The organism is Labrys miyagiensis (assembly GCF_030160835.1).
In the GTDB taxonomy this organism is placed as follows: Bacteria; Pseudomonadota; Alphaproteobacteria; order Rhizobiales; family Labraceae; genus Labrys; species Labrys miyagiensis.
On record NZ_BSPC01000020.1, the window covers coordinates 1 to 8,078 of the forward strand.

Here is an 8,078-nt window from a genome sequence, read left to right on the forward strand (position 1 = left end):
GCCGCAGCCTGGGCAGGCGCCTGGGCTATTCGCAGATTGCCAACCGCGTCTATATCTTGCGCAAGGGCAATATGAGCCTGCGCGGTGCCCTGGAAGGCGGCGTGCGGAACTTCTCGGCGAATCTCCTCAAGAGCTTCAATCCCGAGCCCTGGGCCGACCGGCGCGGCCGGCTTGTCGGCAATCTGCTGGCTCTATGGGATCTGGTGAGGGGCAGGCTCGATCCCAGCAAGATCGAGAAGATGTAGGAAGGTGCTTCAGGCGGGGAGCAGGTTCGCCACTATTCGCGTCCTGGTGGAAGATCTGGCGGATGACAAGGTCGCGCTCTAGAGTCTTGAATGCCTCTTCAACGGCAAAGAGCTGGAGTAACATTACAATACAAGAGTCAGGTCCTTGTCGGTGAGATTCGCTCGCAAGAGCTAGCGACCTTCGCACCCTCTCATAGTGCGCACCTTCTAGCAGTTGAGGCAAAAGCTCAGCGCGGCACTCTGCGATGGGGCATTGTCACGTGAACTCCGGTAAACCAGACTCGTCCCGATTCAACGCTGCGCTCAGGCCACGGCGGTTGCGATCTGCCACTGTTGAGCGGCCGGAGCTCGGAAGAGGCGTAGCGTCGCTCGGGAGATAGGATGGCGCTGAAGGTTGAACGCATTGTGGATGGCGGCATGGACGGCAAGGAAACATTGGGCGGATCCCGCTGACTTGAACCGCTGCATCTTTCGCTCCCGCCGCCGTACAACCTGATGGGAGTTCTCGGCTCGGTTGTTCTCCCGCAGGCCCTGCTCATGATGTGCGGAGAGACGGAGTTCGCGTCCCGCGGCTGCGTAGGATCGCAATTTGTCCGTCACCAACACTGTCGGAGCAAAGCCCTGCTTCTTCAGCAGCTTGCGTAGAAGCCTAAGCGCTGCAGCCTTATCGCGTCTCGATTGGACCAGCATGTCGAGGATCTCGCCCTCGCTGTCGACGGCCCGCCACAGAAACATGCGCTGGCCCTGGATAGAGACAACCATCTCATCCAGATGCCATGTTTCTGCCGCCCGCGGTCGCAGCCGACGCAAGTTGCGAGCGTAAATCAGTCCGAACTTGAGCACCCACCGGCGGATCGTCTCGTAGGAGACGTCGAGCCCACGTTCCGCCAGCACTCCTCTACATCGCGGTAGCTGAGGGTGAACCGCAGATAAAGCCATACGGCGTGCCGGATGATCTCGGGGGGATATTGGTGGCGGGCATAGGAAATTGGCTGCATGCCCTGTCCTACCGCGGCGCGGCTCACTTCGTCAAAGTTACCGTGACAATGCTTCGATGACTTATGCGTGGGCAGGTTGCGATGACACATGCGCTGCCGCTGCATCATTTGCTGTCTTGAGGCTTGCCCCAAATCCGGCCCCGCTGGCAATTGCGCTTACCAGAGTCCCAACGAAGACGTCGCCCGCACCGTGGGTGCTGACCAGTTCGACCGGCAATGCCTCAAGCGCTATTGGCTCCCTGCCTTTCTCGCAACCCGCGACGCCATCTCCTCCTGCGGTCACGACGACAGTTGCATAGTGCTGCGTCAGACGTTCAGCAGCAGTCCTGGCGGAATTCAGATCGCGTACCTCAAGGCCTCCGAGCTGTTCAGCCTCGATCGCATTCACGATGAGCAGGTCAATCACTTCGGATAATGCCGGCGGGAGTGGGCGGTAGGGCGCTGCATTGAGGCAGACACGCACTCCAGCCTGTCGAGCTGATCGGGCCGCGGCAATATTGAGATCATCCGCCATTTCGTTCTGCAGAATGAGAGCGCCCGCGTCAGACCATAAAGCCGCATCAGTGACCGCTTCAGGAGGAACCAGCAGATTTGCCCCAGAGACGATAACTGCGCCGTAGTCACCTGAGGAGTCCGATATGGCGACGCTCATGCCAGAGCCCGTGCCAGGGAGGCGCTCGACGCGAGAGACATTGATGTTCACCGTCTGAAGCTTCGTCAGTAGAAATTGGCCAAAATCGTCATCTCCGACTGCGCCGACCATGCTGACATCGGCGTTCGCTTTCGCGGCGGCGACGGCCTGGTTGCCGCCCTTGCCCCCGAACTTTGGACGCCAGGAGTAACCTGTCACGGTTTCGCCTTTTCTGGGCCGATCGGGCGCCTCCACCATAATGTCGTAGTGGAGGCTTCCCACCACCACCACTTTGGCCTTCCGGGTGCTTGTCATGGAGATCGTCTCTTCAAGGTTACAGCATTCCTCGTCGCCGCCAGGTTTCTCTCGGCGGCCAACAAGTCACGCTGAGCGACCGCAACAAAAATGGCGTCGCAAATCAAAAGTTGGGCGATACGAGCCGCAGCGTTCTCACCCAGGAGAGGAGAGCCGACAGCGGTTGAGCACAATACGACGTCCGCGAACTGCGCAATTGGCGACGTCGCGTAGTTGGTCAGAACAATTGTGCGTGCGCCGCGCTGGCGGGCAAGCTCCAGAGGCTCGATAACCGCGTTCGTCGCACCGGAATGAGAGAACCCGATTGCGACATCCCCTTCACCGAGAAGCGAAGCCGACATCAGCATCATGTGGGCGTCGTCGAAGACGCTGGCTCGAACGCCGATGCGCAGGAACTTGTGGGCGACGTCCCGCGCGATCTGGGCCGAGCCGCCGATGCCGTAGAAGTCCCTTTGGTGTGCCGCGAAGATGAGGTCCGCCGCTCGCTCGAAAGCCTCGGGATCAAGGATCGACAGCGTTTCCTCAAGTGCGTGGATCGAGGTCCTGAAGACCTTCTGGGCGATCTCCATTCCCGTATCGTCAGGAGAAAGCTCCTGATGCAGCTCGGCTGTCGGTAGGTTGTGGTAATCAACCAGGCCGGTGCGGAAGTCCTTGAAGCCTGAAAAGCCGAGCTTCTTGGCAATCTTGACGATCATCGCCTCGGAGACGCCGGCATCGTCGGCGACGGACTTCAAGGCTGTCGTTTCGTCGAAATTTTTCCGGCCGAGGATATTCTCAACCACCCGGCCCTCGAGAGGGGTCAGATGCGGCATCATCATGCGGATCCTCGGACCGACTGTCCGAGGATCATGTGTGGTCATACTCATTCCCGTCCCCTGGTGGCGCGATCGATCAGCATTGCCACAAGGATTATAAGGCCGGTTGCAAGCAATTGGTAAAACGCCTGCACATTCATCAGGGTCAGGCCATTGCGCAGGGAGCCCAAGATAATGGCACCGAGCAAGGTGCCGACGACCGAGCCCTTGCCGCCCATCAGCGAGGCGCCACCGATCGCAGCAGCTGCAATGGCATCCAGCTCCCAAAGATTGCCGAGCGTTGGATCGGCAGCACCCAGGCGGCCGACCAGGATGAGACCTGCCACGGCGGCAAGCGCACCGGAGATCATATAGCTGGCAATCTTGGTTCGCTCGACCGGAACACCTGCTACGTGCGATGCTTCCTGATTGCCGCCGACCGCGAGGAAATATTCACCGAGTGGGGTCTTGTTCAGCACGACCCAAACGATAATGGCCAGGATACCGACGATAATCACCGGATGGGGCACGCCGAAGAGCGAAGTGTTGAAGATTGCCCTGAATGCCGCCGGGATGCCGAAAATAGGATTGCCGCCGGTATAGATGAGGGCCGAGGCCCGGTAGAGCGACAAGGTGCCGAGCGTGACGATGAAGGGTTGCAGGCCGCCATAAGCAACCAGAACGCCATTCACCGCACCGGTTATAAGGCCAAAAACAAGCGCTACCGGGATCGCAACCACGATCGGAGCGCCAGCCGCCATCAACGCGGCAGCGGCAATTGCCGCGATCGCGGCAGTCGGCCCGACCGAGAGGTCAATGCCGCCGGCAATGATCACAAGCGTCATGCCGAGTGCAACGCAGGCATTGATCGAGGACTGCTGCAGAATATTGAGAATGTTCTGCTCAGTCATAAAATTAGACGATAGAAGCGAGAATATCACAACGATAACGACGAGGCCGAGGAAGGTGCCGGCGTCACGCAGGGCGAAGGCGAAACTAAATCGGCTCGAGGCCGCGGCTATGGCATTGCTGGACATGGCTCAAGGCCTCCCGACGGGTGTTGTTGTTTGACCGGACTGTGGAACAGCGAGGGCGACGATCGCCTCTTCCGTCAATTGATGACGTTCAAGGACACCCGCGATTTCTCCGGCACGCATGACAAGGACGCGGTCCGAGACGCGGAGGATCTCCGGAAGCTCGGAAGACGCCACGACGATGGCGCGCCCTTCAGAGGCCAGTTTTTCAATGACGGAATAGATTTCTGCCTTCGCGCCCACGTCGATTCCGCGTGTCGGCTCGTCGAACAGAAGGATCTGTGCGCCCGCAGCGATCCACCGACCAATAATTGCCTTCTGCTGGTTGCCGCCCGAGAAGCGGCCGATCGGCCGGTTGATTTCCAACGGCCGAAGATTGAGGCTCTGCATGATCGCCTGACTCTCTGTGGCCAGTGCACGCTGCTGAACAAAGCCGAAGCGCGAGAAGCGGCGCATCGATGACAGGCCGATATTGCTCTTCACCGAGCGTTTGGCGATGATGCCGTCGCGCTTACGTTCCTCGGGGAGCAGGCCGAGGCCAGCCGCGATTGCGGCACGAGCATTGCCCAAAGGCAGGCTCTGGCCGCGCACACGAACCGCTCCGGTATCAGGATGGTCGACCCCTGCGATGAGGCGCAGCAATTCAGTCCTACCGGCACCCACGAGTCCCGATATGCCGATGACCTCGCCTTTGCGCAGCTTGAAGGATGCATTACGCACGGCCTCCCCGCGGCCGAGGTTCTCGACTTCAAGCATGGTCTCGCTTTGAGTGAAGCTCTTATGCTCCGCCACGGCCAGCTCACGCCCGACCATTCGCGTCACCACCTCGCCCTCATTGGTGTCACGCATCACAACATCGGCGACCTTCCGACCGTCGCGCAGGATGGTGGCGTTGTGGCAGACGCGGAAAACCTCATCCATCTTGTGAGAGACATAGATGACGGAAACACCTTTGCTCGCGAGTTCCGCGATCAGGACGGCCAAGCGTTCGAACTCAGGGGGTGTTAGACTGGAGGTGGGCTCGTCCATGGCCAGCACCTTGGCGTCTTCCATCATCGCACGGGCGATCTCCACGATCTGCCGTTGAGCGACTTTAAGAGTTTTGATCGGGACCGAAGGATCGATTGCCGGGTCGAGTGGCGCCAGAGCCTTGCGGGCCGCCTGTTCCTGTGCGCTCCGATTGACCAGCATTCCGCCGGCCATCGTTTTTGGATGGCCTAGGAACATGTTTTGCGCGACGGTGAGATTTGGAACGTGCTGCAGCTCCTGATGGATCATCGCGATACCAGCCTGGCGCGCTGCCACCGGCCCATGGCCCTGGATACGTTGCCCATCCAGCTCAATGTGTCCGTCCGAGGCTTCAAGCACACCCGAGAGGATGCGTAGAAGCGTGGACTTGCCGGCGCCGTTCTCACCGAGAAGGCCATGCACTGTGCCAGGCGCTATGGAAAAGCTGACGGCGTCCAGGGCACGCAGACCACCAAAACTCTTCCCAATGTCGATCAATTTGAGACGCGGTACAGCGGTGTCCATCCGGGTATCTCCAAGATTTTGCAGGCCAGCACCACTGTGGGCGGTGCTGGCCCTCAGGCTTACTGATTGGCCTGCTTGAGAAGGACTTGGCGGAGGGCGTCACCCTTAGTGGAGAAGGTGTCGACATTGTCCTTGGTGATGAGCGCCTGAGGGGTCGCTACGACACGCGGCAATGCCTGCTTGCCGAGCAAGCGCAAAGCCGTCTCCATGGCGACCTCACCGGTCAGTTCGGGGAAGGAGTCGACCGTGCCCGTCAGGTCACCAGCCTTGATCGAAGCGTAAGCGTCCGTAATGCCATCGGTGCCGAAGACAACGACCTTGTCCTTCGCACCTGCCGCCTTGACAGCTTCGATAACGCCGAGAGCCATGCCATCGTTGTTGGCGTAGAAGCCGACGAGATCTGGATTCTGCTGCAGGATGGTCGCCGCGGTATCATAGGCGAGCTGACGGTCCCAGTTGCCAGGCACGCTGGCGACAACCTTGAACTTGCCGTCCTTCGAGATCGTTTCGCTGAAGCCCTTGGTGCGCTGGCCCGCGGCGTAAACACCGGCCTGGCCTTCGATCACGGCGACCTTGCCGCCCTGGGGGCGGTTCTTGAGGAACCACTCTGCGACCTTGACGCCGTTGTCGCGCTGGACGTTGCCGACGTAGTGTTTCGCGCTCGGGATCACGGCGTCGTTGACGTTGATAACAGGGACGCCGTTGGACTCGGCATTCTCGACCACTGGCTGGAGGTTTGAGTCCGTCTGCGGCGAGAGCAGGAGCGCCTTAAAGCCCTGGGAGAGCAGGTTTTCCGTGATTGAGAGCTGGCCGAGCTGGTCACCCTCACTCTGGGCCGCCTGGTACGTAACGACCACTCCGTGGGCCTTGGCGTAATTCTGATACCCCTCACCGAGAGTACGCCAATACTCGTTGGTCAGCGTTTTGGAGACACCGCCGATCTGCGTACCTTGAGCCGCAGCCGGTACGTCGCCGAACTTGCTCTGCAACTGCGACCAGTCGATGCGATCCTTTTCAGTGTCCGAGTTGAGCGGAGCCAGATCCTGAGCGTGAGCGAGGCCCATGGTCAGGGCAAGCGCACAACTGGCGACAAGCGTCTTCACTGCGAATTTCATCACATTTCCTCCAAGGTGGACTATTGGGTTTGATGAGGCAGGCTAGGCGCCGATAAGCGCCTGATTTACGATCTGCTGGCTAAGGACAGCGTCCTGCTTTGCCTTTGCATCCTTCAGACGATTGTCTGCATTCAGCCGATCGGAAATTGAGAGAAGACGCTGGACGGTCGCGATGTTGACCTCGCATTCTGCGACTGGGTCCAGGCCGCTGGCATCAGGGAAAGTGTCGAAGTAGAGCGCCCCGTCGTATCCGTCCTGACGGATCTGTTGCAGCAGCTCCAGGGTCGAGCGCATGTGAACCGCACCGACCATCAGCCCGTCGTCACGCTTCGAGTAGCCGTCGTTCAGATGGACACCGAGAAGGCGGCTGCGGCGATGGATAAGGTGAGCGGCGAGCGCGGGCTGCTCACCGGCATAAAGCGAGTGAGCGAAGTCGATCGTCACGCCGAGATTGGCAGCGCCCGCGTCGGCGATGGCCAGAAGGGTCGTCGATGCGTCTCGCAGGAGTGCCTGCGCCCGCGGTTCATCGGGCTTGTACTCGATACTGATCAGGCATTCCGGATCATGCTCGGCCACTTCGCGAATGCCCTCGACTTCCCAGTCCCAGGCCTGTTCGTAATCAAGCTGGAAATTGTAGTCGTAGCCGTCCTGGCCCAGCCAGAGCGTCATCAGATTGGCGCCCATGGCCCGAGAGGCGTCGATGCCGCGTTTTGTCAGTTCAATCGCTTCGCGCCTCACGGATTCGTCTGGATTTGTGAAGGCTCCGCGCTTGAAGGCAGGGTTGGTATAATAGCGCATCGCCAGCCCGTTGATCGAAAGACCAAGATCGGCAATCCGCTTAGCCAAGTCAGAGGGATCATCTACTACATGATCAGGATAGTTCAGATCTACGTCCGTTAAGCCCTTTGCCGTTGCGGCGCGCTGAGCCATCTGCAGAAAAGTCGGCTTGCCCTGCAGATCGGGCCAAGCCAGATGGGGCGCCGAACTGAAGGAATTGAGCCGTGTCGCGAACCGCGTGATTGCCATGTCAGCCTCTTCATTTCTTAATTCACAACTTTTCAGAAATTTGTGAAGTAGTCAATATGAAAATTGCTGATGGGAGAGCCGCCGCCCGTCTTCAAGTTTTTTCAAGCCTTTAGTCTGGCTTTCGACCCATCCAGAGGGGAGAAATCAATAAGGCATACAAAAGTGGACGTTCTCGAATTCCGCTACGGGTCAACTTGAGACGTCGACGGGGCTCTGTCAGAGCAAATTGCCGAAGGTGGCGGCGTCGGGTAGGGAGCGAGGATGGCGCGCCCCAAACTCAATCCGTTTCGCTATTTCAATTCGTCGCCAGACGTGATCCGCTTCGCTGTGATGATGTACGTGCGCTACCCGTTGTCATGGAGGAATGTGGAGGACCTGCTGCATGAA

Annotated in this window: 6 protein-coding genes and 2 pseudogenes; 1 reads left to right on the forward strand and 7 read right to left on the reverse strand. The window is 59.4% G+C overall.

Translation table 11 applies throughout. The features are described from left to right. Positions 1-245, forward strand: a pseudogene (locus tag QQL24_RS10940) (glycosyltransferase family 2 protein); the annotation flags it as partial. 303 nt (positions 246-548) lie between these two features. On the opposite strand, the pseudogene QQL24_RS10945 reads toward QQL24_RS10940, so the two are convergent. The 7 genes and pseudogenes from QQL24_RS10945 to QQL24_RS10975 form a co-directional block, all read right to left on the reverse strand. Then, positions 549-1,243 (reverse strand): annotated as a pseudogene (locus QQL24_RS10945) (IS6 family transposase). Between the two features lie 61 nt (positions 1,244-1,304). Next, the gene (locus QQL24_RS10950; protein ID WP_284312024.1) at positions 1,305-2,189 is read right to left on the reverse strand and encodes a ribokinase; all 885 of its coding nucleotides are present in this window, start codon (positions 2,187-2,189) and stop codon (positions 1,305-1,307) included. Next, positions 2,186-3,055, reverse strand: coding sequence for a MurR/RpiR family transcriptional regulator (locus QQL24_RS10955; protein WP_284312025.1), 870 nt, complete (start codon positions 3,053-3,055; stop codon positions 2,186-2,188). Before QQL24_RS10955 ends, QQL24_RS10950 begins: the two co-directional genes overlap by 4 nt. Continuing rightward, on the reverse strand, positions 3,052-4,020 hold the full coding sequence (locus tag QQL24_RS10960) for an ABC transporter permease (RefSeq protein ID WP_284312026.1): 969 nt from the start codon (positions 4,018-4,020) through the stop codon (positions 3,052-3,054). The genes QQL24_RS10955 and QQL24_RS10960 overlap by 4 nt, the downstream gene beginning before the upstream one ends. A 3-nt stretch (positions 4,021-4,023) precedes the next feature. After that, positions 4,024-5,550, reverse strand: coding sequence for a sugar ABC transporter ATP-binding protein (locus QQL24_RS10965; protein WP_284312027.1), 1,527 nt, complete (start codon positions 5,548-5,550; stop codon positions 4,024-4,026). A gap of 59 nt (positions 5,551-5,609) precedes the next feature. Beyond that, a complete protein-coding gene (locus QQL24_RS10970) occupies positions 5,610-6,665 on the reverse strand; it encodes a sugar ABC transporter substrate-binding protein (RefSeq protein ID WP_284312028.1) in 1,056 nt (351 codons plus the stop codon). Positions 6,666-6,707: 42 nt separating this feature from the next. Continuing rightward, on the reverse strand, positions 6,708-7,691 hold the full coding sequence (locus QQL24_RS10975) for a sugar phosphate isomerase/epimerase family protein (protein WP_284312029.1): 984 nt from the start codon (positions 7,689-7,691) through the stop codon (positions 6,708-6,710). Positions 7,692-8,078 lie beyond the last annotated feature (387 nt).

Coding starts and splice junctions, on each gene's coding strand:
- QQL24_RS10950 (WP_284312024.1), bottom strand. CDS start 2,189: ATGACAAGCACCCGGAAGGCCAAAGTGGTGGTGGTGGGAAGCCTCCAC.
- QQL24_RS10955 (WP_284312025.1), bottom strand. CDS start 3,055: ATGAGTATGACCACACATGATCCTCGGACAGTCGGTCCGAGGATCCGC.
- QQL24_RS10960 (WP_284312026.1), bottom strand. CDS start 4,020: ATGTCCAGCAATGCCATAGCCGCGGCCTCGAGCCGATTTAGTTTCGCC.
- QQL24_RS10965 (WP_284312027.1), bottom strand. CDS start 5,550: ATGGACACCGCTGTACCGCGTCTCAAATTGATCGACATTGGGAAGAGT.
- QQL24_RS10970 (WP_284312028.1), bottom strand. CDS start 6,665: ATGAAATTCGCAGTGAAGACGCTTGTCGCCAGTTGTGCGCTTGCCCTG.
- QQL24_RS10975 (WP_284312029.1), bottom strand. CDS start 7,691: ATGGCAATCACGCGGTTCGCGACACGGCTCAATTCCTTCAGTTCGGCG.